The sequence below is a fragment of the Prosthecobacter sp. genome (assembly GCF_034366625.1).
Taxonomy (GTDB): Bacteria; Verrucomicrobiota; Verrucomicrobiia; order Verrucomicrobiales; family Verrucomicrobiaceae; genus Prosthecobacter.
In genome coordinates this window covers 256719-283147 of the sequence record NZ_JAXMIH010000006.1, presented here as the reverse complement: position 1 = coordinate 283147, position 26429 = coordinate 256719, and the positions used below count along the sequence as shown (strand labels likewise).

Annotated in this window: 24 protein-coding genes; 5 read left to right on the top strand and 19 right to left on the bottom strand. The window is 60.6% G+C overall.

All coding sequences use genetic code 11. From position 1 onward, the window contains the following. Nucleotides 1–27: 27 nt before the first annotated feature. Complete coding sequence (locus U1A53_RS04090; RefSeq protein WP_322279160.1) at nt 28–651, bottom strand: DUF2238 domain-containing protein; 624 nt, start codon at nt 649–651, stop codon at nt 28–30. A gap of 96 nt (nt 652–747) precedes the next feature. Between U1A53_RS04090 and U1A53_RS04085 the strand changes: the two genes are divergently transcribed. Both U1A53_RS04085 and rsgA read left to right on the top strand, forming a co-directional pair. Continuing rightward, nucleotides 748–2265, top strand: coding sequence for a glucan biosynthesis protein (locus U1A53_RS04085; protein WP_322279159.1), 1518 nt, complete (start codon nt 748–750; stop codon nt 2263–2265). Beyond that, a complete protein-coding gene (rsgA, locus tag U1A53_RS04080; protein WP_322279158.1) occupies nt 2262–3377 on the top strand; it encodes a ribosome small subunit-dependent GTPase A in 1116 nt (371 codons plus the stop codon). The genes U1A53_RS04085 and rsgA overlap by 4 nt, the downstream gene beginning before the upstream one ends. Nucleotides 3378–3380: 3 nt before the next feature. On the opposite strand, the gene U1A53_RS04075 is transcribed toward rsgA, so the two are convergent. Continuing rightward, nucleotides 3381–4088, bottom strand: a complete 708-nt coding sequence (locus U1A53_RS04075; protein WP_322279157.1) for a L,D-transpeptidase — start codon at nt 4086–4088, stop codon at nt 3381–3383. Nucleotides 4089–4210: 122 nt separating this feature from the next. On the opposite strand from U1A53_RS04075, the gene U1A53_RS04070 reads away from it, so the two are divergent. Continuing rightward, complete coding sequence (locus U1A53_RS04070) at nt 4211–4960, top strand: pseudouridine synthase (protein WP_322279156.1); 750 nt, start codon at nt 4211–4213, stop codon at nt 4958–4960. A 20-nt stretch (nt 4961–4980) separates the two neighbouring features. On the opposite strand, the gene U1A53_RS04065 is transcribed toward U1A53_RS04070, so the two are convergent. Together U1A53_RS04065 and U1A53_RS04060 are read right to left on the bottom strand one after the other, a co-directional pair. Then, entirely contained in the window at nt 4981–5388 is a 408-nt protein-coding gene (locus tag U1A53_RS04065) for a hypothetical protein (protein ID WP_322279155.1), read from the bottom strand. Nucleotides 5389–5396: 8 nt separating this feature from the next. Next, nucleotides 5397–6740 (bottom strand): caspase family protein, encoded by a 1344-nt coding sequence (locus U1A53_RS04060; protein WP_322279154.1) that lies wholly within the window; start codon nt 6738–6740, stop codon nt 5397–5399. Between the two features lie 111 nt (nt 6741–6851). Here U1A53_RS04060 and U1A53_RS04055 point away from each other — a divergent pair, with 111 nt between their 5' ends. Further along, complete coding sequence (locus U1A53_RS04055; RefSeq protein WP_322279153.1) at nt 6852–7694, top strand: hypothetical protein; 843 nt, start codon at nt 6852–6854, stop codon at nt 7692–7694. Nucleotides 7695–7697: 3 nt separating this feature from the next. On the opposite strand, the gene U1A53_RS04050 is transcribed toward U1A53_RS04055, so the two are convergent. From U1A53_RS04050 to U1A53_RS04020, 7 genes are all read right to left on the bottom strand, one after another. Beyond that, nucleotides 7698–8774: a membrane dipeptidase gene (locus U1A53_RS04050; RefSeq protein WP_322279152.1), complete on the bottom strand. Its 1077-nt coding sequence runs from the start codon at nt 8772–8774 to the stop codon at nt 7698–7700. Nucleotides 8775–8842: 68 nt separating this feature from the next. Continuing rightward, entirely contained in the window at nt 8843–9526 is a 684-nt protein-coding gene (locus U1A53_RS04045) for a response regulator transcription factor (RefSeq protein WP_322279151.1), read from the bottom strand. Further along, nucleotides 9523–11196: a HAMP domain-containing sensor histidine kinase gene (locus U1A53_RS04040; protein WP_322279150.1), complete on the bottom strand. Its 1674-nt coding sequence runs from the start codon at nt 11194–11196 to the stop codon at nt 9523–9525. Before U1A53_RS04040 ends, U1A53_RS04045 begins: the two co-directional genes overlap by 4 nt. A 271-nt stretch (nt 11197–11467) precedes the next feature. Beyond that, nucleotides 11468–12316: a hypothetical protein gene (locus U1A53_RS04035; protein ID WP_322279149.1), complete on the bottom strand. Its 849-nt coding sequence runs from the start codon at nt 12314–12316 to the stop codon at nt 11468–11470. Between the two features lie 114 nt (nt 12317–12430). Next, on the bottom strand, nt 12431–13807 hold the full coding sequence (locus U1A53_RS04030; RefSeq protein WP_322279147.1) for a hypothetical protein: 1377 nt from the start codon (nt 13805–13807) through the stop codon (nt 12431–12433). A 45-nt stretch (nt 13808–13852) separates the two neighbouring features. Beyond that, nucleotides 13853–14014, bottom strand: coding sequence for a hypothetical protein (locus U1A53_RS04025; protein WP_322279146.1), 162 nt, complete (start codon nt 14012–14014; stop codon nt 13853–13855). 80 nt (nt 14015–14094) lie between these two features. Beyond that, nucleotides 14095–16344, bottom strand: a complete 2250-nt coding sequence (locus U1A53_RS04020; RefSeq protein WP_322279144.1) for a heavy metal translocating P-type ATPase — start codon at nt 16342–16344, stop codon at nt 14095–14097. A 62-nt stretch (nt 16345–16406) separates the two neighbouring features. On the opposite strand from U1A53_RS04020, the gene U1A53_RS04015 reads away from it, so the two are divergent. Further along, complete coding sequence (locus U1A53_RS04015) at nt 16407–17006, top strand: lysophospholipid acyltransferase family protein (RefSeq protein ID WP_322279143.1); 600 nt, start codon at nt 16407–16409, stop codon at nt 17004–17006. A 64-nt stretch (nt 17007–17070) separates the two neighbouring features. Here the strand turns inward: U1A53_RS04015 and U1A53_RS04010 are convergent, their stop codons facing one another. The 8 genes from U1A53_RS04010 to U1A53_RS03975 all read right to left on the bottom strand — a co-directional run bounded on the left by U1A53_RS04010 (nt 17071) and on the right by U1A53_RS03975 (nt 26412). Next, on the bottom strand, nt 17071–18540 hold the full coding sequence (locus tag U1A53_RS04010) for a sulfatase (RefSeq protein ID WP_322279142.1): 1470 nt from the start codon (nt 18538–18540) through the stop codon (nt 17071–17073). Beyond that, entirely contained in the window at nt 18537–20030 is a 1494-nt protein-coding gene (locus U1A53_RS04005; RefSeq protein WP_322279140.1) for a sulfatase, read from the bottom strand. Before U1A53_RS04005 ends, U1A53_RS04010 begins: the two co-directional genes overlap by 4 nt. Before the next feature lie 27 nt (nt 20031–20057). Further along, nucleotides 20058–20696, bottom strand: a complete 639-nt coding sequence (locus U1A53_RS04000; protein WP_322279138.1) for a DUF1080 domain-containing protein — start codon at nt 20694–20696, stop codon at nt 20058–20060. 327 nt (nt 20697–21023) lie between these two features. Further along, entirely contained in the window at nt 21024–21488 is a 465-nt protein-coding gene (locus U1A53_RS03995; RefSeq protein ID WP_322279137.1) for a hypothetical protein, read from the bottom strand. Then, nucleotides 21481–22302 (bottom strand): class I SAM-dependent methyltransferase, encoded by an 822-nt coding sequence (locus U1A53_RS03990; protein ID WP_322279136.1) that lies wholly within the window; start codon nt 22300–22302, stop codon nt 21481–21483. The genes U1A53_RS03995 and U1A53_RS03990 overlap by 8 nt, the downstream gene beginning before the upstream one ends. A gap of 6 nt (nt 22303–22308) precedes the next feature. Continuing rightward, nucleotides 22309–22716: a hypothetical protein gene (locus U1A53_RS03985; protein WP_322279135.1), complete on the bottom strand. Its 408-nt coding sequence runs from the start codon at nt 22714–22716 to the stop codon at nt 22309–22311. Continuing rightward, the gene (locus tag U1A53_RS03980; protein WP_322279134.1) at nt 22713–23180 is read right to left on the bottom strand and encodes a hypothetical protein; all 468 of its coding nucleotides are present in this window, start codon (nt 23178–23180) and stop codon (nt 22713–22715) included. Before U1A53_RS03980 ends, U1A53_RS03985 begins: the two co-directional genes overlap by 4 nt. Nucleotides 23181–23232: 52 nt before the next feature. Next, a complete protein-coding gene (locus tag U1A53_RS03975; protein ID WP_322279133.1) occupies nt 23233–26412 on the bottom strand; it encodes a serine/threonine-protein kinase in 3180 nt (1059 codons plus the stop codon). Nucleotides 26413–26429 lie beyond the last annotated feature (17 nt).

Genomic DNA, 26429 nt, shown 5'->3' with positions numbered 1-26429 from the left:
AGGCGCGTCCTTTGCCAGCCGTCCGATTCACACGGCAGATTTCGCGGTAAAACGAATGGCCAGCGCTGCGAGGATGGTGCCGACGAGATTCGCGACGAGATCCCAGCCGGTGTTTTCGTAGCCGCCGACGTTGGTGTTTGGAATGGTGAGGACGGCGATGAATTCAATGACCTCGTTCAAAGCACCGAAACCCATGCCTGCGGCGGCGCACAGCGTGAGCATGCCAAAAGTCGGGTGTACGGGGCCGCCGTCGGGCTGACGCAGGGCGTTGCGCAGAATGTGCCAGCACAGCCAGGTGGTGATGCCGAAGCCGTAGGCGTGGACGATCTGGTCGTATTTCAGCCGCTCGGGAATGATCCACCAACTGTAGAGCACCGCGTGATCGCCATTGTAGGGCCAGCCTGCGGGCAGCGGGCAGAGGCCGCCGGCCATGTGGGCCAGTCCCCAGGCGGAAAAGGCCCACAACAGGCCGGTGGTGAGCTTCACCCGGCGGTGGACGAGGCTCATCACGGCGACGAGCACGAGCATCACAACGATGTAGAAGATGAACTCGCGGTTGCCTCGTGAGATGGACATGGCGACCGCCAGGGCAATGTAGGCACCATTGAAAAGGAAGACCGGCAACAGCTTCGCGGGCGGGTTTGAACTCATGCCTTGATGATGCTGCATTCGCCCATCTGCTGGCAAGAGCTTCCTGCCGCGCTGGTTGACTGGCATGTCCTGTGCTGCATTCTAGCCTCCTCCTGCATGAAGTTTCCCCTCCCGCTTTCTCTTCTCACGTTGTTTGCCAGTCCGTGCCTCGCCCAAGTGGCCTTGGAATCGGTCAAAGACTTTGCGAATCTGGAGAAAGTGGCCGCGCAGCTCGCGCTTCAGCCCTACCAGGCACCAACGCAGCAGCTCGACCCGTTTTTTGACAGCCTGAAATACGACGGGCATCGGAAGATCATTTTCGATGGAAAAAAAGCCCTGTTTGGAGACCTCGGGGAAACTTGTCGCGTGGAGTTCTTCCATCCTGGATGGATGTTCAAGAAGCCCGTCATCTTTTACAACATGCAGACGGCCTCCACCGTGAATGTGCCCTTTGATCGCACCCATTTTAACTACCATGACCTTGAGCTGCCAGCCAATGCTAGGAACCCGGTCGGCTATGCGGGCTTCAAGGTGCTCGCGCCCGACTCTCTCATCGGCCGGCCGTTCGAGTTCATGGTGTTCATGGGCGCGAGTTATTTCCGCGCGGTGACGACAAAACTCGGCTACGGCATCTCAGCGCGTGCGGTGGCGGTGAACACCATCGGCGGAGAGCCGGAGGAGTTTCCCGATTTCACCCATTTCTGGTTTCAGCAGCCGAAGACGGGCGACAAATCGTTCAAACTGCTCGCGCTGCTCAATGGCCCGAGCATCACGGGCGCATACCAGTTTGAAACCGCACCGGGCGTGACCACTGAGATGAAGATCAAGGCCACACTGCATCTGCGCAAGCCGGTGAAGATGCTCGGCATCGCGCCGTTCTCGAGCATGTTCTGGTTCGGCGAAAACTCGAATCCCAAACCTTATGATTTTCGCCCCGAGGTGCATGATTCGGACGGTTTGCAGGTCGAGATCGCAGATGGCCCAACGATCTGGCGGCCGCTGGATGTCAGCCGAGACCTGCGCCTGAGCATTTTCGAGACGGACAAGCTCCAAGGCTTCGGCCTCGCGGAGCGTGACCGCGACTTCAACAACTTCCAGGATCTCGAAGCCAACTATCATCGTCGTCCCGCAGTGTGGGTGGAGCCGATGAGCGGGTTTGGCAAAGGAGCCGTGACGCTGGTCGAGCTTTCCACCGGCGAAGAGACTTGGGACAACATCGTGGCGATGTGGAAGCCTGATCAACTGCCCGCCACGCCTGCGGAACCGTTGAAGGTCGAGTATAAGCTCAACTGGCTCGACCAGCATGAGCCGGGTGGCTTGTACAAGGTCACCAGTTCACGGCGCGGCTTTGTGATGGACTCGGACGATCATCTTTATGTCATCGACTTTGCGCCGCAGAGACTGACGGTTAATCCGCACGATGACAAATGGACGCCTGACATCGACGTGGTGCTCAGCGGTGGCGAGGGGAAGGTGCTGGACAAGCGTGTGATGCGCAACAACGAGACCGGCGGCTGGCGTGCCTTCTTCAAACTCGATGTGCCGGAGAAAAGCAATCTGCTGGAGATCATGATGGAGCTGAAAGATGGAGCGAAGGTGATCTCTGAACGCTGGATGTATCAGTGGCGCCGATGAACCTCATTGACCTCGGCTGGAATGATTTCTTCGCGAAGCACTTTGAGCCGTTTCGCGAGCAGGGCTGGAAACCGGCGCGGCTCATCCGTGACAACAAGATCAGCTATGGTGCCCTCTTGGACGATGGCGCGAACGGTTTCGACGAGTTCGAGGTCATCCTGAGCGGCAAGGTTTATCACGATGCCGAAACGGACGCCGAACTGCCCGCCGTGGGCGATTGGGTGGCGTTGGAAGTCGGCGGTGAGAACGGCGACAACATCATCCGTGCCCGTTTGCCTCGGCAGACCTGCTTTTCCCGCAAAGCCGCAGGTGAGAGCGCCGAGGAACAGGTGATCGCCGCGAATGTGAACGCGGTCGTCGTCGTCACCGATGCCGGGCCTGATTACAGTCTGCGGCGCATGGAGCGCTACTTCACGGTCATTGGCCGCAGCGGTGCGAAGGCGGTGGTGTTGATCAACAAGAGCGATCTTTATCCCGAAGCGCAGAGTCAGGAGGCCGCAGAGGCAATTCGTGCGCTCAACGCCGATGCGGACGTGCATGTGACCAGCGTGAAGAAGCGCAAGGGCCTCAAGGTGTTGAAGGATTATCTCAAGCGCGGCCAAAGCGTGGCCTTCATCGGCTCCAGCGGCGTCGGCAAATCGGCGATGATCAATCTGCTGCTCGGCGATGACTGGCAGTGGGTCGATGAGGTGAACGAAGTCACCGGCAAAGGCCGCCACACCACCACCGCGCGTGAGCTGCTCGTCCTGCCGAAGGGCGGCATCCTCATCGACAATCCTGGCATCAAAGAAGTCCAGATGTGGACCAACGAGACCACGCTGCGCGAACGTTTCGCAGACATCGAGGAACTCGCCCGGCAGTGCAAATTCCACGACTGCAAACACGGCACCGATGCCGGTTGCGCCATCCGCACCGCCGTGGAGGCCGGAAAGCTCGATGCAGAGCGCTACGAGGGCTATTTGAAGCTCGAAGACGAGATCGCCAAACTGCGCAAACAGCGAAAAAAACGCCAGATGACCGTGGAGCGACGCAACAAACGCGATCACAAGATCAAGGCGCGCAATCGCGTCGATCGTGAGGACATCGAGCGTGATTTGAAGCCGAGGGCGTGAAGATCAGTCCCGCTTCACGCTCACGGGCGTGCCAGTGAGTACCCACTCGTAGAAAAACTTGGCCGGATTGCCTTCCGTCAGCGGCACGCGGATGCAGCCGTGGGAGGCGGGGTAGTTGGGCACGCTGCTGAAGCCGTGAATGAAGACATGGCGGTTGATCTGCACGCTCCAGGGCATCGGCGCCCAATCGTATAGACTGGATCGGTGCATCTGGGCTCGGTAAGGCCCGGCGTGGAACTCGCCCGACGGTGTGCGGCCATTGCGTCCGGAACTGACGCGTGTTTGCAGCACCAGACGATTTCCCTGCCAGCCTTGCAGTTGCTGTTTCGCCAGACTGACTTCGACGCGCTGCGGTGACACCACCAACGTGAAGCCACGAAAAAAGCCACCGACCCGCACCCGGCCATCCTCGGTCAGAGGTGAGACCGACGCTCCTGCCTGGGCCAGTTGCTCCGTGCTCACCAATTCCGTGCCGTCGGTCAGGCTTCGCAGCGAGCCGGCGCGCAGGGTCATTTCGTTCAGTTGAAAGACTTTGCCCATGTCATCTCGCAGCAGAGGCCACTTCAGTTCCTCCACAGCCTCCTCCACAGGCAGGAACAGCTTTCCGGGCTCGGCATTGAAGGTGATGGCGTCAATCGTCGCGCCAAACGCCACAGGCATCGTCATGAAGACGAGCAAGAAGGAAAGCAGCGGGAGGGAACGGCGGGACATCACAAAATGAAGGTTCTGAAAGCGCGGGCATTCGGGTTTGTTTTACCAACTCGCATGGCCAGCCTACCATTCACCGCGAGATTCCTTCAGCACAATGTCATCTATTGCGCTAAATCTGCGTTATGTCTTCGCCCCCCGCCCCTCGCACCGGACTCGCCCGCGCCATGTCCAAGCTCGGCTTCTGCTCGCGCAGCCGGGCGACGGAGCTGATCCGCATGGGCAAGGTGAAGGTGAACCTCGTGGTGCGGAAGAACCCCGAGTTCCCCGTGGTGCTCAAAAAGGATGTCATCATCATGGACGACGTCAGCATCAATCAGGCTCCGCGCATCTACGTCATGCTGAACAAGCCGCGCGGCCTCGTCACCAGCGCCTCGGACGAACTCGGTCGCGAGACCGTCTTCTCCTGTTTCGAGAATTCCAAACTGCCGCATCTCTCGCCCGTCGGTCGTCTTGACAAGGCCAGCGAGGGCATGCTGCTGTTCACCAATGACAACGTCTGGGCCGACGCCATCACGAATCCTGACTCGCACCTCGACAAGACCTACCATGTCCAGATCAGCGGCAGTGTGGATGAACAACGCCTCGCCCAGCTCAAACACGGCATCGAGGATGAAGGCGAGCATCTCTCCGCCAAGGAGGTGAAAATCCTCCGCACCGGCGAAAAGAACACCTGGCTCGAATTCACCCTCGACGAAGGCCGCAACCGCCACATCCGTCGTCTCCTCGAAGCCTTCGGCATCGAAGTCCTGCGCCTCATGCGGGTGAAGATCGGCATGCTCGTGCTGGGAAACCTCGTGAAAGGCCAGTGGCGCGAACTGACCAAGTACGAGGTCTTGAAGTCACGCGATCTGACGAAGCGAGAGGTGCTGTGAGCGCAGAACCACCAATGGGTTCAAGAGAGGCCTTCCAGCCTCCGCTGCTTCGCGATGAAATCCACGCCGCAGGCCAGCTTCTTTGCCATCGGTGATTTTACATCCACCACACGCCAGAAGGGTGTGATCTTGGAGAGCGCCTTGCCGTTTTGATGCTGCTCCCAGGCCAGTTCGGCCGCGATGCGCAGGAAGATGCCCGCCGTGAGAGGGCAGGTGAAGTCCGCCCGATGCGCCGCAGCGAGATCCTCACGCATCTGCGGCGCCGTGCGCGATTCACCCTTTGGAATCTTCTCCACATACGCCGCGACAACGGCAGGCGTCGGGATGAGCATCTTTTCGCCTTCGGCGTGACCCGCATACGGTTTCCCAAGTCGGCTGACGTCCGGCTTGGGCGGATGTGCGAATTTATCGGACCAGGATTTGGGCATGACCGTGGTTATTTGAGCTTTGTAAGTGCTTCCTCGGCCATCTTACGAGCCTTGGGCTGATTGAATTTCGCACTCGAAGCGGCGGTGAAGTCCTCTTTGGCTTCCGTGATGTTGCCGAGGGCGAGATGAGCGCGGGCGCGGTTGTAGAGGATGTAGGAATCGTCGGGTGTGAGGGGCAATGCGGCGTTATAGGCGTCGAGGGCATCATCCGCGCGACCCAGAAGCAGCAGGGCGTCGCCATGACGGTTGAGGGCCTTGGCGGTGAGCGTGGCCTTTTTCGCATGATCGGGCGGCAGGCAGTCGCGCAGGGCTTCGAGCACGAGTTCGCAGGTGGCGGCGGCGGTTTCGACCTTGGGAGAGGCCGTGGTGGTGTCTTTGAGGTTTTCTTTCACCTGCTCCAGCAGTGTTTCGAGCGGCTGAACGGCGTAATCGCCGGCGTCATGAGATTGTGCGTATTGCTTCAAGGCTTCGATGCAGTCTTTCGTTTTTCCTGAGGCGGCAAGTTTGGCGATGTCGTCGAGTGTCAGCGGTGTTGGAGCCGCCATCGGTGGCGATGATGAAGCCGGTCCAGCGAGGAAGATGTCATCGCCGACAAGACGTGAGTATTCGGCGGGGATCTGCCCGCCTTCTGAACGCTCCAGCACTCCGGCACGAGTGCGTTTGAAGACCTGCTCGATGGTCAAACCCGGCGTGCGCAGGTGTTTGAGCAGTTCTTCGGTGTAGAGGCCATTCGTGCCGTCACCATCAAGTGCGGTCTGCCCTGCATCGGTGGCGAAGGCGATGAGTGAGCCTGCGGGTGGTTTCATCTCGGTCAGGCCGCCGGGGTTGGTGACATCGCGGGTGCGACCAGTGCGGGCGACGGCGGTGGTACGGCAGGCGTCGAGGATGACGAGGTTGCAGCGTGCGCCGGAGGCGTTCATGTCGGCCACGGCCTGTTCGACGTTGAAGAGCTTGGTCTCTGCGAGCATGCGCAGCGTCACGTCATCGGCACCTGCGGGGGTGTAGCCAGATTTGATCGGCAGCAGGTAGTTGGAGCCTGCGACGGCGATGCCGTGACCCGCATAGTAAAACAGGCCGACTTCCGCATCGGTCAATGTGGCGCGGAACTCCATCACGGCGCGCAGCAATTGATCGCGCGTGACGTTATGCTTCTCGATCACAGAGAAACCAAGGCCACGCAGTGTTTTCGCCACGGCCTTGGCATCGTTGTCTGTGTTGCGCAGCGGGCCGACGGTGGCCTCGTACTTGGCGTTGCCGATGACGAGGGCCGTACGCGCGGATGATTTTGGCGCAGCATCGGTTCGCAGGGAGAACACGACCAGCATGAAGCACCAGAGGAGGCGGGAGGACATGAGGCACAGTCTGCAAGGTCGGAGGAATCGGTCAACCGATTGGGGAATGCCGAATTGAGAGCCGGCCTGCATTCGTTTGACCCACTTCGCCAGACCTTTCATCATGCGCTGATGAAATGCGCCTCCTTTGTTATCCTGCTGTTCGCGACGGGTTGCGTTTCGAGTTCAAAACAGAAAAGCGCCACCGACGCGACGCCGCTCATCCCAGGCGATCCTTTCGCGCCTTCTCAAGTCACACCGGACGAAGCGATGGCGATTGCGCAAAGCTACACGAATCATTCCTGGCGACCGTTTGCGAGAAACATCCTGCATGGGAAGGACAAGGCGGGCATTTTGGTCAACACGCCTGATGCCAGCCACGAACCAGAGCACGAACGCCGGGGCTGGTGGATTCCAGGTGAGGCGAATCATGGCGTCCCCTACAAGTGGGGCGGTTTTGATGATCCGGCGGCATTTGATCTCGCCATTTCCAATGGCAGCGCCGGTGGCGATGTGTCATCACCAGAGAAGCGCCGTGCCGACAATGCCGCCGTGAGTGAGCGGGCCGCAGGCGTGGACTGTTCGGGCTTTGTGTCACGATGTTTGAAGCTGCCGAGTGTGCATGACACCACTCAACTGCCGGCCGTCTGCACGGAACTGCCCAGCGCGAGCGATCTGCGCCCCGGCGATGTGCTGAACATTCCACGGCGGCATGTGATCTTATGCGGCGGCTGGGCCACGCCTGATCACTCATGGATTTACTACTATGAAACCGGCGGCGCGCCGGATTACTGGAAGCCCGGCCTCAAACAAGCGCCGCTCGATGCGCTGCTCGCGCTTGGCTACAAACCGCTGCGCTACAAAGGCATGGCCTACGAACCGGTGCCCAGCGGCAAACAGCCGCGTGAGGTGCTAACGCGTGCGGTCAAAACCACGGCGGCTGTGGTCGCGAATCCAACCATTGGTGAGCCGTGACGTTTATTCAGCCCAGGCCTCGCGGATGAGGCGGAGGAAGTTGCCGTGCATGATGTTGGCGATGTCCTCGGGCTTGTAGCCACGCTTTTCGAGCATGGCGGGGATGCGGGCGAGGTCGGCGATGGTGTCGAGATCTTCAGGGGTTTGCTCGGTGCCGTAGCCGCCGTCGAGGTCGGTGCCGATGCCGCTGTGATTGGCATTGCCGGCGAGCTGGCAGATGTGGTCGATGTGGTCGCAGATGACTTCGAGTTTGAGGCCGACTTCCTGCGGGGTGGTTTTGCCACGCGTCCAGCCGGGGACCATCATCCAGGCATCGAGGGCGGCGCCGATGACGGCTCCGCGTTCGATGAGAGCCTTGATTTGATCATCGGAGAACTGGCGCGGATCGGGGACGAGGGCGCGGCAGTTGCTGTGGCTGGCCCAGACGGTGCCGTGATGGATGTCGAGCGCCTGCCAGAAGCATTCGTCGCTCAAGTGAGTGACATCGAGGATCATGCCGAGGCGGTCCATTTCCTGTATGAGTTCTTTGCCACCAGGACGCAGCGGGCCGACCTGATCGTGGCCGAGGGCGTAACGGCAGACGCCGTAGTGCGCGGGACCCATGGCACGCAGACCCTGTGCCCACGCCTTTTCGAGATGGCCGACGGTGCGGATGGAGTCGGCGCCTTCGAGACTGAGGATGTAGCCGATGGCTTTGGTGTCGTCGGGAATGCTCGCATCGTTCCAAAGCGTGATCATCTCATCGAGTTCGCGCAAGTTGGTGATCTGGCGCATCTGGCCGTCTTCTTCCATGGCGCGATACCAAGAGAGCTGACCCTGTGTTTCAGCCCAAGCCTGTTCTGGTGACATCCAGCCGGCGATGGGCGAGGGGCCGGGCATGCAACCGGCGAGCTGGGTGGCGACGCAGAGGCCGACTTTGCCACGACGCATGTCGGGGAAGGCGGTGGTGCCTGTGGCGCGGCCTTTGCCGGTCATGCCGGCCTCACGACGACGGATTTCATGGGCGGGGAGGCGGAGGTCGCGGTTGAATCCGCCGAGGGCGTTGAGGCTGAGGTCGAGGTGAGCGTCGAAGGTGAGCATGAGAATGAATGACGAATGAGGGAAGAATGACGAATGGAAGCGTCATTTTACGCTGATTCGATCATGCGTCATTCAAAGCGATAGCCTGCGCCGTGTACGGTGCGGATGATGCGTGGCTGGGCGGGGTCTTTTTCGATGCGCTTCCGAAGCTGCGAGATGTGCTGGTCGAGAGCGCGGCTTTCGGGGAAGTAATCAACGCCCCAGACTTCGTCGGCGAGGGTGTTGCGGTCGATGACCTTGCCACGCCGCTCGAAGAGAAGGCGCAGGACTTTGACGTCACGCGGGCTGAGCGCGAGTTCGGTCTTGTCGCGATACGCACGCAGTTCGGTGGGGACGATGCGGAGGTCGTCCATGGTGAAATCGTCGTCGGTCTTGCCACCGCCGCGTGAGGCGGTGCGGCGCAGGATGGCGCGGATGCGGGCGATGATTTCCTTCACGCCGAAGGGCTTGGTCATGTAGTCGTCGGCACCGAGTTCGAGGCCGAGGACGGTGTCGATTTCCTCGGCCTTGGCGGTGAGGAAGAGGATGGGGACTTTTTCATCCTGACGGCGGATCTGCTTGCAGACCTCGTAGCCATTGAGGCCGGGCATCATGACGTCGAGGCAGACGAAGTCGGGACTTTCAGCGCGGAAAAAGTCCACGGCCTGCAGGCCGTCGCTGGCGGGGATGACTTCGTAGCCTTCCATGGTGAGGACCTCGCGCAGGGCATCGCGCGTGTGGTCGTCGTCTTCGGCGATGAGTATTTTAGTCATGAGTGGTTGGGGAGGGTGAGGATGAAGCGCGCGCCGTCGCGATAATTGGGGCAGACGGCGAGCGTGCCGCCGTGCAATTGTGCCAGTTCGCGCGAGATGGTCAATCCAATGCCTGTGCCGCTGACACCTTCGGCAAGGTCGGAGCGGAGGCGCTCAAAGGGCTCGAAAACCGTGCGGCGCTTGCCGGCGGGGATGCCAGGGCCGTGGTCCTCGACGATGATGCGTGCGCTGCGTGCGTCATGCTCGGTGCGGATGCTGATCCACTTTCCGGCGTTGGCGTATTTGTCCACGTTGGAAATGAGATTGCCGAGGATCTGCTCGATGGCGTCGGGATCGGCATTGATCGTGTCCGGGCCGTTGAGCGTGGAGACGATTTCGAAGCCTTTGTTTTCGAGCAACGGCTTCCAGAATTCGACAATGCGCGAGACAATTTGATCCAGCGCGAGCGGCTTGGGCTGTACGGTGAGCTTGTCACGCTGCTGGCGGGCGTAGTTGAGGACGTTTTGGATGAGGCGATCGAGTCGCGAGGTTTCGGCCTCCACGACGCTGAGCTGGCGCTTGGCAATGGTATCGCCCTGAGATTCGGCCCGATGGGAGGCCATTTCGGCGTAGAGGCGGATGTTGGTGAGGGGCGTTTTCAGTTCATGGGAGATTTGATTGACGAAGGTCACTCGCTGCTGGGCGACGCGGATTTCACGTGCGCTTTCGTGGAAATAGAGCCAGCCGACGACAAAGACGAGCACGATGCCTGAACTGACGCCGAGAAGGATCGGGAAGAGGTAGGGTTTGGGAAATTCCTCGTTCGCCGGCGTGTAGGCCATCTCCCATTGCGAAAGAGGCTCAGAGCAGGCGCGGTGCGCCGCGGGAGTATCTTCGGAACCAGGCAGTTTCTTGCCCCATTGGTGCAATGGTATGCCTTTGACTGTGGTGAGCATCATTCGGCCGGGAGGAACGGCCAGTCCGGGTTGAGGCAGGCGTTGGAACAAGGAATTCATCAGCAAGCGCGGATTCATCATGGCGCAACTGAGGCTGCCATCGGCAAAACGATGCCAGTAGATGAACATGGAGTCACCCACATGCCAGCCACTCCAAGTGAAAGGTGTTTCGGACAGCACGGGCCTGTCATCAATGTGATAGCCGTACATTTTCAGGTAGGTCATCCATTGAGAGGAGCGTTGCTGGGCCGGTGTCAGCGGTCCCGAAACATGAATGCGTTGAAATGGCGGGCCGCCATCCTCTAGCGCGGAGACGAATTGCGGCATGCTGTCGGGGTTCTGGGTCGATTCGAGAATGGCTTTGATTCGGTCCCCGGCGTTGAAGCTTTGATTTGGGCGATAGGTGGCCCTGCCTTCAAATGACTCGACGGGGGAGGTGTCACCTGCCACAGACCAAGTTTGGGCGACCCACGGATGGGTGGCCAGACGTTGGGACATCAGGCGGGCTGAGCCGATGCTTTGCGCCCCCCACGTATCGAGGCGGTCAGTAAGCTGCCGCATGTCATGCAGGAGGTGGTGATCTGCAGAGCTGAGACGCTCAGCCAGAATGGCTTGCATCGAGGCGTCCGTGCGTTTTTCCGCATCGCGGATGAGGTATGTTCCCAGCCAGGCCAGCAGGGCCAGTGGCAGGATCACCAGAATGATGAACAGGATCGTGGAGCGACGTTGAAGCATGCGCGTAGCGCATAATTTAGCCCCGCCATCTATTTGGTCATCCAAAATTTATAAAATCCATAAAAGAAGCCGGGGCGGACTTTTGAGTTCCGCCCCGGCGATTCACGGGTGTTTCCAACAGCCAGAAGGACAACCACCATTTGGAGAAATGTTTGATCTATCGTTCAGTGACCTCAGTCACGTTACGTTGATCTGCCGCTATCCTGTCACAGGCCGGAATGAATGAGTCAGCAGCTTGTGAGCAGGTTGTAAGGAGAATGTAAGGCGCGGATTATTTCCTCACCGTCATCCAAATCCATCTGAACGGCCAGGTGATGGCGACGATGACCGCCCCAATCAAGGCGGCGACCACATTCATCGGCAGCAGTAGCACGCGAAGGATGGGATTGAGCACCTTCTGCAGCACTTCCACCCGCGACCATGCGATGGTCAGCACCGTGATGAGGATGATGCCCGCGAACTTCATTATTTTCACTTTCAGGGGGCCGAGTGTTTCAAAAAAGGCATGAAAGTGCAGTTCTGAAAGCAGTAGCAGTCCGACATAGCCGATCAGGATGAACGCTGTGTGCTCCAGCACCGGATATTTGGCGATCATTTTGATCGCCACGCCCGCTACCAGCCGCAGCGCGATGATGCCGATGGTCACACCCACATAGACCGGCCACAGTTCCTTTGGGCTCAGGGCGATAGCCGCCACCACATTGTCCACGCTCAGGCTCAGATCCATGAGCGAGATCATGGTGATCGTTCCGGCGAAGGTTCGATGGTGCACGTTTACCGCCTCGCCCTCGTCTTCTCCGATGTCCTTTTGCCCGGCGAAGTGCGCGCACATCAGCCACACAAGGTACAGTGCACCGATGAGCATCACCCAGTGGTTGTGGATGATCCAAGAGGCAAACAGCAGCGCCACAATCCGGAAACCATACGCGCCGATGTAGCCGATGTTCATCGCTTTGCTGCGGCGTTTCTCATCCAGATGGGATGCCATTGCGGCGATGGCCAGCGCATTGTCTACTGACAGCAGGCCTTCGATCAAAATCAGGCCCATGATGACGGGCATGGCGTGGACAAAAGAGGCCCAAAGTTCGGGCAGGGAAACAGCAAGGAGTTCAGCAGGCATCAGCGCGCATGATGGAGGACGAGATCATGCTTTCCAGTACCATTTGCCCTGAAATGAAATCACCTCATCCCGCACAGCGGAATGAGGTGATCAGCGTCCTTTCGGAGGTGTGCCTTAAGAGTAGGAGGACTCCACGCGTTTCGCCACATCCTTGTAGCCATAATCCGCATTGTAGATCTCTTTGAGCGCTTCCAGGCTTGCAGTCTTGTCGCCCATTTTCTCCAGCACGTGCGCCAGCTCGTAGAGCACTTCTTTTTTGATGGCGTCCATGATGACCAGCTCCTTGGAAGCCTCCATCAGCGAGGTCTTGGCAAGGTCGTTCATGTTCTTGCGCTCGAAGCAGCGACCCAGCATGAGGATCGCCTTGATGCGCATGTTCGGGTTTGACTTGGCCTGCTGCAGTTCGGGAATTGCCTCGGTGTACATGCCGGCGTTGAAATAGGCCTGGCCCAGCTCATAACGCAGCGTTTTGTCGGTCGGATTGCGGTCCACGCGGCTTTTGGCCTCGCCAATGACGACGCTGGAGCGCTGGCGGCGGATTTCAGTCACCTGCGCACGTTTGTCGTCGATGTCCGGGGCACCAGGATTGGCCTCGATCTCGCGTTCGTACTCCTCGATTTTATGGTCCAGCACCTTGTCGCGAAGGATCTCGACCTTGCGCTGGAGGGCGACATCGCCTGGATTTAGCGTGAGGGCGTAATCGTAGAACATCAGCGCGTCGTCCATATGGCCGAGCTTCTCGTAGAGGTCGGACATGCGCTTGACGATGGCGATGTCCGTCTGGTCGGCGTTGTATTGCTCGATGGTTTCAGCAAGGAACTGCTCCATCTGCTCCTGGGTCATGCCCTGGCGGTTGAGCATTTCAAGTTTCGCGGCCTCGCCGGAATCTTTCATTGCACTGCGGAAGTCACCCCCGACGCCCCAGCCCTGGCGCAGGATGGAGGTGCGGGCGGCGGCGTCTTTTTCACCCTTCATGGCGTCCATGTCACGCGGATCGACCTTGACGATGAGCCGGTACACCTCGCTGGCCTTTTCCGGCTCTTCGTGCGCCATGTAATGCTGCGCCAGTTTGTGCATGTGCTTCGTGTTCTCGGGATGACCCGCACGAATGGTTTCCAGCGCAAAGGCCGCGAGCTGCGGGAAGTGCATCTTCATCGCGATGTCGTACAGTTGCTCGTTTGCGTTGAGGTTGAAGGGATCCTTGCGGAAGATGTTCTCTTCCATGTCGGCAATCTGCTCCGCAGGCTCCTTTTTGGAATTGGGCTTAAAGCCACCCAGGCCAAAGCTGAACTTCTTGCCACCACTGCCACCGGTGGCTTCACTTTCCGCACTGCGCAGCAGCTTGCGGCCGTCGATAAAGCCAACATTGGCCGTCACGATGGGCAGCACCTGGTCGATGACATACTCCCAGTTCTTCCGCTCGGCGGAGATGAGCGCTTTTTTCCAAAGGGCTTGATACTTGGGGTCGAGTTCGGCTTCCTGAACGATCATAATCCTGGGGTGGTCTTGACGGGTTGAATGAGGTGGGGGCGACGGCTATTTTTTCCCGCCGCCAAACCAAGAGGCAAGCGCACGCAACTCCGCACCCGTCCCCTCGGTCAGCCCTTTCATGCTGAATCCGTGCTCAAAGAGCACCATCCAGAGAAAGGTGGCGACGAGGAAAGCGAGGGTCCAGAGGACTTTGGAGAGGATGCGCATGCCGGGAATTTAATCACTCTATGAAGAAAAGGCGGGAATCGTCCAGCACGGAGTTTTGCCGATGAGAAATGAGCGCCGCCTCATTCTTTCTCAAACAGCAGCCGCAGGCTGTTCAAACACACCACCACCGTGCTGCCTTCATGGGTTAGCACGCCCAGTGTCAGCGGCACGATGCCGAACAGCGACGCCACGGCCATCACGATCACGCTGCCGAGGGAGATGATCAGGTTCTGTTGAATGATGCGCCGCGCCCGCTGGCTGATGCGTCTTGCGGAGAGCAGTTTCTCGATCTTGTCCTGCATCAAAACCACATCGCTCTGCTCCAGCGCCGCGTCGCTGCCCCGCGCCCCCATCGCCACGGAGACGTAGGCGGCGGCCAGGCTCGGCGCGTCGTTCACGCCATCGCCGACCATGGCTACTTTGCGGCCTGCCTGGGTCAGTTCGCGGATCACGGCCACTTTGTCCTCCGGGTGCAAACCGGCACGGACCTCGGCGATGCCGAGTTTTTCGCCCACTTCGATGGCCGCCGCCCGTCGGTCACCCGTCAGCATGATCGTGCGCACGCCCTCGGCGGCCAGTTGTTCCAAAACAGCGCGGCTGCCGGCCCGAATCTCGTCTTTGAGCAGCACACGACCCACGATCTGCTCATGCAGCACCCACACCTCGCTGAAACCCAGCGGCGCATCGGGAACCTGCGCCAGCACCTCGCCCAGCGCGCTGTCTTTGACGAGTTCACGCCGTCCCACGTAGCTCAGGCCGCCCGCCGTGCGTCCACGCAGGCCCTGACCGGCGATAGACTGAAATTCGGCCAGTTTTTCCGCCGCGATGCCCTGCGCCTGCCCGTGTCGCGTGATCGCCCGTGCGATGGGATGATTCGAGTTCGCCTCCAAACTCACCGCGATGCGCAAAACGTCGTTTTCGCGGCCAGCAGGGAAGCTTTCGATTTTCGCGACCTTCAATTCGCCCTCGGTGAGCGTCCCAGTCTTGTCCATCGCGATGACATCGACTTCCGCCAGTTTTTCAATTGCCGCACCACCGCGGAACAACACGCCACGCCGCGCCCCCCACGCAATCGCGGCCAGAATCGCCGAGGGAATCGACAACACCAGTGCGCACGGGCTCATGACGACCAGCAACGTCATCGCCCGATAAAACGACGACTTCGACACCACCGTGTTCTCAAACGGCGGGATGCCAAAACCGAGCCACCATACAAAAAACATCAGCGCCACGATACTGAGCGTCAAAATCGTGTAGCGCGTGCCAAAACGATCCGTGAAGCGTTGCGAGGGGGCGCGGAGATGCTGGGCTGTTTGGATCAGCGTGATGATCTTCGCCAGCGCACTCTGCGTCGCCGGGCGGTCCACCCGCACCTGCACCATGCCCCACTGGTTCAACGTGCCGCCGTAGATCGAAGCGCCCGTTTCCTTCGTGATCGGCACCGCTTCGCCTGTCAGCGTCGATTCATCCGCCGCCGTCGAGCCTGAAATTACCGTGCCATCCACTGCGAACAGCTCATCTGGTTTCACCACGATCACATCGCCCACGCGCAGGCCCTGCACGCCGCGATCTTCCGTCGTGCCATCCGGCAGCAGCACATGCGCCATCTTGGGCGCCGATTTGGTCAGCGCATTGATCTCCCGATGGGTGCGATACATCACAAAATGCTCCAGCGCCCCTGAAGTCGAGAAAAGGAACAGCAGCAGCGCCCCTTCCTCCCACGCCCCGATCGCCACCGCACCCAAAGCGACGGCCAGCATCAGGAAATGCACATCAAGACGACGTTCGAGCAGATTCTCCCACGCATCCTTCGCCGCGTCCCAGCCGCCGGAGACCAGCGCAATCGCGAACAAGCTCTGCGGCACCCACGCCGGTCCCGAGGAAAAGCGTTCGGCCAAATAACCCGCCAGCAGCGACACGCCGCAAATCGCCGCCTGCCAGGCCAGCATGCGCCATTCGTCATCGCTCTCCTGCTCCATCTCATCCGGCTCCGGCCAGGCGAAATCACGCCATTTCCAGAACTTCGGCGCTGTGGGACAGGAAGGTTTTTCTAAAACGAGCGCGCCATCTTTTTGCTGCACCTCCAGCATGGCCGAATGCACCGGAACCGCCTCCGTCTTCTGCAACCACCGCGCATCCACCGCGCGCAGCACCTCGGTGAGCTTCGCTTGCAGCAGTTCGCCATCCACCCGGCCCAGCGTCGCCATTTCGACACGCTTCGACTCTGGATTCAGCCGGATCGCCTCCACCGCCGGTTCCTCCAGCAAAAAATCCGCCACTGCTTCCATCCAGGTGGATGAATCAGGTGGCGTTGGCGAAGAATTCGACATGCGATGCTTTACGAGTCAGCAAGAGGCGTGACAACTTGATCTTCATCGCGCATGATCTGCACATGATTCGCAGTCTCATCGCCGGATCGCTTCGAGTATTTTCAGGTTCCGTCGCCCGCTGGCAGGGCTGCGCGCCGGAGCCGGTGCAGCGCGTCTATTTTGCCAATCACACCAGCAATCTCGACGGTCCCGTGCTCTGGGCCTCGCTGCCACCACAGGTGCGTGTCGTCACGCGCATGGTCGGTGCCAAGGACTACTGGTCTGTCGGCCGCCTGCGCCCGTATCTCGCCTGCCACGTCTTCAACGCCGTGCTCATCGAGCGCAAAAAGCCCACGCCCGAGTGCAATCCGCTTGATGACATGATCAACGCCCTTGGCGAACGTCACTCGCTCATCCTTTTCCCCGAAGGCGGCCGCCAGACCAGTCCCGAGCCGCAGCCCTTCAAGCCGGGGCTCTTCCACCTCGCCAAAAAACGGCCCGACGTGCAACTCGTCCCCGTCTGGATGGAAAACCTCAACCGCATCCTTCCCAAAGGCGAAATACTGCCCGTACCCGTGCTCGGCAGCGTCACGTTTGGCACCCCCATCAAACTCGAACAAGGTGAAACGAAACCCGATTTCCTCGTGCGGGCGCGTGAGATGGTGCTGTCACTGCGGCAGTGAAGTACTCGCAAGGCACGAAAAGAGGCGGAGCGAGATGAGTTTCAAATTGGGTGGCTGGGGATGTTCACTTTCCTTCCGCCGCCCACTGTTTCATTTGGGCGATGTTCTTCTCCACGGCCGGATTGCCTCGACCGAGGTACTCGGCCATGTCGCTGTCGTATCTTGAGGCGGTTTCAGGGCCGTGATCTTTGGTTTCGACCATCCATTGATCGAGGCGCGTGCGCAAAGACGCCAGGGTGGCCGAGTGGGCGGGATCGGTGGCGAGATCGGTGAGCTGCCAGCGGTCGGTGGTCCATTCGTAGAGTTCCTCGGCGGAGCGGGTGGGGCTGAAGAGCAGCTTCTCGCCCAGCGGATCGAGTTCGCCGCTCGCATGCAATGCACGCAGGGTCTGCACGATGCTTTTGCCGTCCTTGTAGGCGTTGGGCTGCAGATGCGGGCGCTGGGGATGAAAATTACGGATGTAGAGGAAGCGGTCGGTGCGCACGCTGCGGATGCGCTCGATGGTTTCATCGCAGCGATCCCGTGCGGCGAAGATGGCATCGCGTTTCGTGTAGTCCTTGGAGAACACATCGCGGCCCTGCATGGCCTGAGGAAGCGGCAGACCAGCGGCGGCCAGTGAGATCGCGCCGAGGTCGATCTGCATGACGAGATCGTCACGTACGGCTCCTTTGGCGATGCCTGGGCCGCGCACGACGAAAGGAATGTGCGTGCCCTCGTTGTAGAGGAACTGTTTGCCGCGCGCATGACTGATGCCGTGGTCGGTGATGAAAATGATGAGCGTGCTGTCGAGGATGCCCTCCGCCTCCAGCCGTGCGAGGACGGCACCGACATGCTGGTCGGTGAAGCGCACCGCATCGAGATACGCCGCCCAATCGCGCAGCAGCACCGGATCACGCGGGTAGTAAGGCGGCAGTGTCACCGCCTCCGGCTGAACCGCCGCGCCGAACTCATTCGCGGCACGCTGGGAGAGCTCCTGCGCTTTTTTATCCGTGCCGCCGCGCTGCTTGCCGCCGCTGAGCTGCACCTGCATGAAAAACGGCTGGCCGTCCTTGCGTCCTGCCCAGTCGGCGCTGGCATACATGCTGGCGTCATATTCAAAGTTGTAATCGGTCTTGCCAAGACCGCCGCCGCCTTTGCCCTTCTTCCCCTTCACGCCGGGCAGACCGCTGCCGATGCAGGTGTAATAGCCCGCCTGCTGCAACAACTGCGGCACCGGTACCACGCCCGCCGGCAGCGTGATTTTCTCCACGCCGCGCCCACTGCGATGATGATGCGCGCCGATGCTGGTCTGATACATGCCCGTGATCAGCGCTGAGCGGCACGGCGAGCACACCGGCGCGGTGACAAAGGCATTCGCGAACTTCGTGCCCTCGCGCGCCAGGCGGTCCACATGCGGCGTCTGGATCGTTTTCTCCCCATAGCAGGAAAAGTTCGCCGACATGTCATCCACGACGAACCAGAGGATGTTCGGGCGTGTGTCAGCGGCCCACGAAACACACGAAAAGAGAAGGAGAATGAGGAGTTGGTGTTTCATGGCCGGTTCTTTTTCCCTTTCTTCTTCCCCGCTGCTGGTGGCTCCTTGAACTCCTGCACGGGGAACTTCTCTCTCAGCCGCTTGCTCAGCGATTCGAGGACCTGGGCGTGCTCGGGTTTGTCGGCGACGTTGAGATTGTTTTGGGGGTCGTTGACCTGGTTGTAGAGTTCGCGGACGGACTGCTGACCTGGTTTGGTCCATTCGACGAAGCGCCATTTGTCGGTGCGCATGGCGGTGCCGAGCCAGCCTTCTTTGGGATACCAACTGAAGGCGGCGTCATTCACCGTGGCGGCGGGATCTTCGAGCACGGGCTTCAAGCTGCGGCCCTGAAAGGCGGTGTGCGCGGGCAGGCCGCACAAGTCGGTGAGCGTGGGGGCGAGATCGACGGACTGGGCGAGCGCTTCGGTCTTTTCACCGGCGTGTTTCATGCCGGGCTGGGAGACGATGAGGCAGTTGCGCGTGGCTCCTTCGTAATTGTTGTGCTTCGCGCCCCACCAGGTGTGCTCGCCCATGTAGTAGCCGTGATCGCTCCAGAAGACGACGATGGTGTTCTTGGCGAGGCCGGTTTCATCGAGCGCGGCGAGCAGACGGCCGACCTGGGCATCGACATAGCTGATGACGGCGAGGTAGCCGTGCAGGCACTCGCGTTTGAACGGCTCGGTCAGGTCGCCCTGCGGCACATTGGCATACCAGCGGAAGTCCTGACCGGAGGTGGCGGCAAAGGCGGGAGCGCTTTTGGGCAGAAACTCGTTGGAGGCGAGCGGGAGCTTCGCGCGGTCGTAGAGATCCCAGTATTTCTTCGGGCTGATCCACGGCACATGTGGATTGGCAAAGCCGACGGCGAGGAAGAAGGGCTTGTCGGGAGTCTTCGCGTGATCGCGGAGCTGGGCGATGGCGTTCGTCGCGCAATCACCGTCCATGAGGTCGTCGTCGCCACAATCGACGGCTTCAAAGGCGGGCACGGCGGAGGTGCGGCTGCCCTTGCCTTTTTGCGGCAGAGTGGTGCCACTGGCTTTGGCATCGGCAAAATATTTGGCGACAGCCTGCTGGGTAGCTGCGCTGGTGCGCGGTTTTTTGCTGTGCCACGCGGGGATAGTCCACGAGGCGTCGTCATCAATGCCGACATGGTAGATTTTGCCGAGACTGCGGGTGTGGTAGCCGTTGTTTTTGAAGTGTTGCGGCATCGTGGTGATGTCCGGCATGGTGGTGCGCAACGTGCGGCCAATTTCAAAGATGCCGGTGGTGGCGGGATAACGCCCGCTAAGCATCGAGATGCGTGAAGGCGAGCAAAGCGCCTGCTGCACGTAGCTGCGTTGGAAAACCATGCCGCGCTTCGCCAGCGCATCGAGATTCGGCGATTTCACCGTCGTGTCGCCATAGCAGCCGAGCTGCGGGCGCATGTCGTCGCTGGCGATGAACAAGACATTCGGACGATCAGCGGCCCACAAAACACACGAAAGGCACGAAAAGAGCAGAAGCAGAGTTTTCATGCCCGCTGCAACGTGCGCGAAGCTCGGCTATTTCAGCTCCTTGATGCGCACGTTGCGGTACCACACGCGCAGCGCTTCGTCCTGGAAGGCGATGTGGCCGAGATTGGGGCGGTCGGCCATCTTGATGCCGTCGAGGCTGGCGTCGATGACTTGCTCGCCATTGAAGATGACCTTCACGCTGCGGCCTTTGACGGTGATGGTGTAGCGGTTCCACTCGCCCGCAGGCTTCACCATGTTCTTTGACGGGCCGATGCCCTTCACGATGCCACCACAGTCGTGGTGGCCGGGTTTTTCGAGGCCGTAGGTGTCGAGGATCTGCACTTCAAAGCCGCTTTTGACGTGATCCTTCAAATCACCGACGCGCATGAAGACGCCGCTGTTGCCCTTGGCATTGATCTTGAATTCGAGGTCGAGGGTGAAGTCGGCATACTGCTTCTCGGTGGAGATGTAGGCGTCGTAGCGCTGCCATCCTTTTTCGCCTTCACGCGGATGCAGCGAGACGCTGCCATCAGGCTCGACCAGCCAGTTGCCCGTTGTTTTCCAGCCTGAGAGATCCTTGCCGTTGAAGAGCGGCACAAAGCCGGCGGCATCCGCGGCGGGATGGAGGTCTTCGGCGTGAAGGGAGAGCGCGAGGAGGAGGGCGGGCAGCAGGCGGAGGAGTTTCATGTCAGGTGATAACGTCATGGGCGGCGATTTCACGCAGACTTGCGCTGACGACCCGCGTTCAGCACGACGATCGACGTCACGAGTCCAGCGAGCAGCAGCCAGATGTGACCGGCCAGTTGCTTTTCAAAGAGCAAAAGTTCGACGCCAGCGCGCCGGACATGAGGCAGGCCGGGCAGAGAGACTCAGGCGCGTCGGCGGGGAGTGCGGCGCCGCATTTCGGGCATGGGTTTGGAGTGTTCATGGATGAGATGGATAGGTTTCCATGAGTTCCTGAAAGAGGGCAGCGGGCAGGTTACAGAAAAAGTTTCAGGGAGGCATGCCTTGCTGCTACTGGCGGGTGTATTCACGTTTGGGTCCGTTGTGAACTGCGAAGATCGCGCGATGTCGTGCCAGGCCGTATTCATCATCGCGGGTCTCGTAGAGGCGGATGAACTCGATCAGTGGGTCCAGCAATCGTTGCTGTTCCTCGGCGGATTCACAGTAGCTCGGCTCCCAGGGCCGGTTGCGGGCGTTGGCGATGCAGGTTTCGACGCCTGGATTGAGAAAACGCAGCTCGGTGCCGTGTTTGGCCGCGTGTTCGATCAAGTCGCCATAGCAGCCTTCGATCACCCATTCCGAGTGTTCGCTCATGAATGCCTCTAAAGCCGCCAAACTCTCGGCCATCGGCAAACGGACGCCGGAAGCGGCCCAGGTGATGTGATCAAGACTCAGCACCGGCAGAGCGAGGCTGCGCGCCATGGTAGTCTTGCCGGAGCCAGCGTTGCCATAGACGATGACGCGACGTTCAGGCATGATCTTGAAGTAGCGGTTGTTTCACATAAGCCGGGGGAATGGAAAGCACGGGATCAGGCAACGCCACATCCGCCCTGCGTCGTCCAACGATACGGACATAGCCGAGGTAGCTGCCGCGATCCGCCTCCAGTGCGGCGATTTCGCTCGTGTTGTCGGGTGCGATGACGTGCAGCCAGTCGCGCCAGAGTTTCCAGCCTTTGGGCATCGTGTCGGAGTGCTCCACTGTGAGAATGCCGCTCTTTTCCCAATGCTTTCTCCACCATCCCGCCGAATGCAGGCAACTGAGATCAGGCGTCCACCAGTCACGCAGATGCGCGGGCACATCGGCATCCCATTCCTGCACCACGGCGGCTCCGGCGATGGCGATGGCGATGACACCGCCGGGCTTCACCAAGCGCGCGAGATACGGCAGATACATCTCATCCGTGCCATAGTAAGGGAAGGAGTCGATGCTGATGATGGCGTCGAAAAAATCACGCGCGAAGGGCAGCGCCCGTGCGTCCGCATGCAGCGGGAACACGCCGTCCGCGCAGCCTGCGTCACGAATACGCTCATGATTTTCCGAGACATCGAACCACAGGTCGGCGGCCCAGACTTGAACGCCGAACTCGCGATGCAGAAAGACCGAGGACATGGCGCGACCGCAGCCGAGATCGAGCACGCGCATGCCGGGACGCAACTCCATCACCTCCGTCAGCCATTCCGTGAGCCACAGCGGATTCGCGCCGCCGCTGACACCGGCGGTGATCCAGTCGGGATGATACATCGCGGTGCGCGGGAACTGCGGATAGTGCGGCATGGGGTGTGCATTCATGAGATGTCATCGACGAAGGCGGCGTGCGAACAAGGTGCCCAAGACCGCAAGCGCCGCCATGAAGAAGGCCGCCAGCAACCAGATCAGCAAGCCGGGGCCTTCAAACAAAACGAACAGCAGGCAGAACAATCCCCAGACCAGCATGGGCAACGAAATGCTGGTGCTCCACAGCAACGCCTGACGCGGCTGAATGGCTCCAACGATGAAGCCCCAGATCAGCGGGCTGCCGAGGATGATGAACGCGATCATAGGCAACACATTCGACGACGCTCTAGCCGTCAGCGCGATGCCGAGCATCGCGATCATGGCCACGGCTCCGAGAGCGATGCCAAGGATGAGCAGCCCAAACGAGCTGATGGTTCCTGGCTCGCCTTGCTTGAGCCATTGCCAGAGTCGGTGGAGCCCATTCATCATGGCCACGGCTCCCAGGGTGAGGGCGGCATCGTCACCTCGGTGTAGCGGCGGTTCTCGATGCGGATGTTCTGCGGATCGTCGGCATTCACGTCGGCGGTCCAGTGCTGGACGATCGAGTGGCTCGGTGTCCACGGCTTGGGATTCTTTGCGGGCATCGTGAGGGTGTGCGATGGCGCGTGAATGCTCTCGCCAGCATGGATGCTGATGGTGTCGCTGGCGCGGAAGTCGCCCTTCCAGATCTCGCCGGGCTTCGTGACAGTGCTTTGCTCCTTGAAGACGATGGTCACGGCTTTTGTGCCTGTGTTCTTCAGTTCGAGCCGTGCATGCCACTGCGGCGGGAGGATCATCTTGATGGCAAAAACGCCGATGAGGAAAGCGGCGACCACGGCGACGGGCATCCACTTGGGGTAGCGTTTCGGCTGGAACGGAATGTTGGAGGCAGGAGTGGGATCGGGTGTGCTCATGAGATGATGGATGGCTTGTTCACGGGCTTACTGACGGATGCGGAACGGCAGGTTACAAAGTGTCACTCTCCGGCTTTGCCTGCGGAAACAACGCCTTCGCCTCCGGCTTGCTGAGCAGCACCAACGCGTAAATGGCCGCAGGCAGGCCGAAGATGCAGCCCGGTGGCACGAGGGCGGCCATGATCAGCGGGAAGGTGATGTCGCCGTCGTCCTTGCGATGCATCAGGAACAACGCGCTGCCAATGGTGTAATACACTACCGCGATGCTGCCCAGGCTCAGCAGCAGCATCACCACCGGCTCCGCCATTGGCGCGCCTTGCTTGGCCGCTGCCACCAGCGTGTTGACGTTCAGGCCAATCCAAGCCAGTCCCGCGAGCGCGTTCACGATGCCGGCGAGCAGCAAACCGACGGCGGCCAGATTCAGCTTGGAGCCGATGTCACCGCCATTTGATGCAGGCTTGCCCGCCACCTTCCGCCACAGCGCCCGCACGATGAAAAAATCTGCGATCAGCGGCAGCATCGCCAGCAGGCCCAATTCAAGCAGTCCAATCCCGGCATTCACGCCCGCGATTTTCACGATCGAGACGATGAGCAGGCCGAGGAGCACTGCCATCCCGCCGTGCAGCAGCAGCATGGGAAAGAGCACCACATCCGCGAAGGCGAGCGGCAGGCCGTAGAGCTTGCCGCCGGAGCGCTTGATGTGGCCGAGCGACACCGCGCCGAGAATCGTCGTGCCGATGGGCGCTGCCAGACTGATGACGAACAGCACGCCCAAGAGGATCATGAACGTCATCTGCGGCTGCTGGGACATGCCATTTGCGTCCGAACTGGACACGGTGCGCGTCGTGAAAAATGCGGGAAGCAGCAGCAAGCCAAACGGTGCCAATATCGCGCCCCACAAGGCGCAGCGGCTGAGTCGCGGCTCGGAAGACAGTGCCGCACCGGCTGCTTTTCCCTGGCGTCCATGCCTGAGCACGCTCCACAACACCGCGAGGCCCACCACGCCGAAGAACAGCAGCCACGGCGACACATTGCTTGCTGTGGGAGTCCCGGCAGGTTTGCGGACGATCTGCTCTTCGAGCGGCTTCTTCACGTCCATTGCCGTAGCGTTGGAAATCGCTTCCGCCAGGCTCTTCATCACGCCCTCGAACAGCGCTGTTTCCTGCGCATCGAACTGCATCATGCTGCCAGAATAGGTGGCCATGGTTTGCAGCGGTTTGTCCGTGCCCACAGTCTGCACGGTGACATGCGGTGTGATCTGGCGCAGGCCGGACCAAGTCATCTGCCAGCGGTCGAAGGGCGAGGCCTTCCAGGCATTGAACAGCGCGACTTCGGCGACGCGCTGGCCTTTTGGCACGGTGTCCACGCTCCAGCGGTTGTCGTCGCCACGCGCGTAGCCGTTTTCCGCCGCCCATTTGTGCAGCGCCATTTCCACCTGGCGCGGTGTGGCCGCCACCATGACGGGTGTCGCGGTGAACTTGCCTTTGCCGCCGGTGCTCGAGGTGATGTAGCAGAAGTTCAGCGCGGCATACGCGCACACCACGCTGGCGAGCATGGTGCAGGTGAGCGCCAGCGCGGGCCGCCAGCCGCTGGTGCCGATGCGCCACACGGAAAACTTCTCCGCGCCCAGTACCTGCTGGATCATGAAGGTCAGGATGAGCGTGACGGAGCAGAATGAGGCGATGATCGAGAGCCAGCCGAAAAGATTGTGGTGCGGCCCGTTGTCGCCCCAGATCTGCCAGCCGCCAAACCAGGTGACGGCGCTTGGAACGAGTTCGGTCGCGGGCACCTCATCCTTGAAGGCATCGAGTCCGCGGATGAGCTGGTATTCCTTGCCCTTGTGCGCCGTTTCAAACGCCTCTTTCGACTGCGCCATGAGATTCCAGCGCAGGGAGGATGTTTCCCACTTCACATCCATCGCGCTGATTGTCAGCATGAACGGCAGCACGGCGAGCACGATGAAGCTGCCCGCGAAATAGACCCGACCCCACGCCGAGGCGTCGCGCCAGGTCTGCGCCCAGACGGGTTTTTGCCTGGCATGACGGAGCGCCAGCTCGATCACGATGATGCCCATCACTAGCGCGCCGAGCAGGCAGCCCGGCGTGCAGAAATTCCACAGCGCGCCGACGACCAGCCAGCCGAGCATGAGCAGGGCAAAGGCACGCAGCCAGAAGAAGCTTGGCAGCGGCATGGCGGCGGGCGGTTCTGCCTCGTCCACACGAGCGGGAGCAACCATGGCAGGCGATGCGGACGAAACTGCCGCAGCAGGTGGTCTCGGTGTGCTCGTCACGCCCTCCACATCCGTCTTGATCTCGCTCGCGTGCTGGTAGCGCAGCGCGACATCGCGTTCCAGCGCGTGGAGCACGATCTCGTCGAAGCGCACGTCCACCTGTACCTTCTGCGAGGGCGGGGCGAAGCGGCCCATTGGAATCTCGCCGGTGAGCATCTCGTAAAACACGACACCGAGGCTGTAGATGTCCGCGCGATGATCGACGCTGTCCGGCCTGTCCACCTGCTCCGGGGCCATGTAGCGCGGCGTGCCGAGATACATGCCGGTGCGTGTCAGCGTGTGATCGTTGGCGTCCTGGCCGAGCAGTTTTGCCAAACCGAAGTCGGCGATTTTGACGCGGCCCTTCTTGTCCACGAGCACGTTCTCCGGCTTGATGTCGCGATGCACCACGCCCTCGTCATGTGCGTATTGCAGCGCGTCGCAAAACGCGGGGATGAGCGCGAGCGCGGCCTCTGGCTTCATTTCGCCGCTGCGGATGAGCGTGCGGAGGTTCGCGCCATCCACATACTCCATGAGGAAGTAAAACAGGCCGCCTGTCTCGCCGAAGTCGAACACGCTGACGATGTGCGGATGGTTCAGCTTCGCGAGCGCCTGCGCCTCGCGTTGAAAGCGCTCCGCGAAGTGCGGATCAGCCCCCGCCTCGGCGGAGATGATCTTCAGCGCCACGAAACGGTTCAGTTTCATCTGCCGTGCCTTGTAAACCGTGCCCATGCCGCCGCGACCAAGCAGTTCGAGGATTTCGAGCTGCGGAAACAACGGCGCCAACTCCTCCGGCAACGGTGTGGGCATCGGCTCGGCGGCTGACGGCTTTTGCGAAGGCGTCATCTTGATCGTCGCATCGGTGTCGAGGCCACCACGCATCAAGCAGGCAGGGCAGAGGCCCTCCGGGGCATCAGCGGGCAGTGTGGAGCTGCATTGGGGGCAGGTGGCAGGGGTGTTCATGTCGGGATTCATCGTGG

Excerpts from the sequence above, each read along its gene's own strand:
- U1A53_RS04045 (WP_322279151.1), bottom strand. The coding sequence starts at position 9,526 with ATGACTAAAATACTCATCGCCGAAGACGACGACCACACGCGCGATGCC.
- U1A53_RS04070 (WP_322279156.1), top strand. The coding sequence starts at position 4,211 with ATGTCTTCGCCCCCCGCCCCTCGCACCGGACTCGCCCGCGCCATGTCC.
- U1A53_RS03980 (WP_322279134.1), bottom strand. The coding sequence starts at position 23,180 with ATGAGCACACCCGATCCCACTCCTGCCTCCAACATTCCGTTCCAGCCG.
- U1A53_RS04040 (WP_322279150.1), bottom strand. The coding sequence starts at position 11,196 with ATGCTTCAACGTCGCTCCACGATCCTGTTCATCATTCTGGTGATCCTG.
- U1A53_RS04010 (WP_322279142.1), bottom strand. The coding sequence starts at position 18,540 with ATGAAACACCAACTCCTCATTCTCCTTCTCTTTTCGTGTGTTTCGTGG.
- U1A53_RS04060 (WP_322279154.1), bottom strand. The coding sequence starts at position 6,740 with ATGTCCTCCCGCCTCCTCTGGTGCTTCATGCTGGTCGTGTTCTCCCTG.
- U1A53_RS04000 (WP_322279138.1), bottom strand. The coding sequence starts at position 20,696 with ATGAAACTCCTCCGCCTGCTGCCCGCCCTCCTCCTCGCGCTCTCCCTT.
- rsgA (WP_322279158.1), top strand. The coding sequence starts at position 2,262 with ATGAACCTCATTGACCTCGGCTGGAATGATTTCTTCGCGAAGCACTTT.
- U1A53_RS04005 (WP_322279140.1), bottom strand. The coding sequence starts at position 20,030 with ATGAAAACTCTGCTTCTGCTCTTTTCGTGCCTTTCGTGTGTTTTGTGG.
- U1A53_RS03975 (WP_322279133.1), bottom strand. The coding sequence starts at position 26,412 with ATGAACACCCCTGCCACCTGCCCCCAATGCAGCTCCACACTGCCCGCT.
- U1A53_RS04035 (WP_322279149.1), bottom strand. The coding sequence starts at position 12,316 with ATGCCTGCTGAACTCCTTGCTGTTTCCCTGCCCGAACTTTGGGCCTCT.
- U1A53_RS04055 (WP_322279153.1), top strand. The coding sequence starts at position 6,852 with ATGAAATGCGCCTCCTTTGTTATCCTGCTGTTCGCGACGGGTTGCGTT.
- U1A53_RS03995 (WP_322279137.1), bottom strand. The coding sequence starts at position 21,488 with ATGCCTGAACGTCGCGTCATCGTCTATGGCAACGCTGGCTCCGGCAAG.
- U1A53_RS04065 (WP_322279155.1), bottom strand. The coding sequence starts at position 5,388 with ATGCCCAAATCCTGGTCCGATAAATTCGCACATCCGCCCAAGCCGGAC.
- U1A53_RS04015 (WP_322279143.1), top strand. The coding sequence starts at position 16,407 with ATGATTCGCAGTCTCATCGCCGGATCGCTTCGAGTATTTTCAGGTTCC.
- U1A53_RS04025 (WP_322279146.1), bottom strand. The coding sequence starts at position 14,014 with ATGCGCATCCTCTCCAAAGTCCTCTGGACCCTCGCTTTCCTCGTCGCC.
- U1A53_RS04090 (WP_322279160.1), bottom strand. The coding sequence starts at position 651 with ATGAGTTCAAACCCGCCCGCGAAGCTGTTGCCGGTCTTCCTTTTCAAT.
- U1A53_RS04075 (WP_322279157.1), bottom strand. The coding sequence starts at position 4,088 with ATGTCCCGCCGTTCCCTCCCGCTGCTTTCCTTCTTGCTCGTCTTCATG.
- U1A53_RS03990 (WP_322279136.1), bottom strand. The coding sequence starts at position 22,302 with ATGAATGCACACCCCATGCCGCACTATCCGCAGTTCCCGCGCACCGCG.
- U1A53_RS04030 (WP_322279147.1), bottom strand. The coding sequence starts at position 13,807 with ATGATCGTTCAGGAAGCCGAACTCGACCCCAAGTATCAAGCCCTTTGG.
- U1A53_RS03985 (WP_322279135.1), bottom strand. The coding sequence starts at position 22,716 with ATGATGAATGGGCTCCACCGACTCTGGCAATGGCTCAAGCAAGGCGAG.
- U1A53_RS04050 (WP_322279152.1), bottom strand. The coding sequence starts at position 8,774 with ATGCTCACCTTCGACGCTCACCTCGACCTCAGCCTCAACGCCCTCGGC.
- U1A53_RS04020 (WP_322279144.1), bottom strand. The coding sequence starts at position 16,344 with ATGTCGAATTCTTCGCCAACGCCACCTGATTCATCCACCTGGATGGAA.
- U1A53_RS04085 (WP_322279159.1), top strand. The coding sequence starts at position 748 with ATGAAGTTTCCCCTCCCGCTTTCTCTTCTCACGTTGTTTGCCAGTCCG.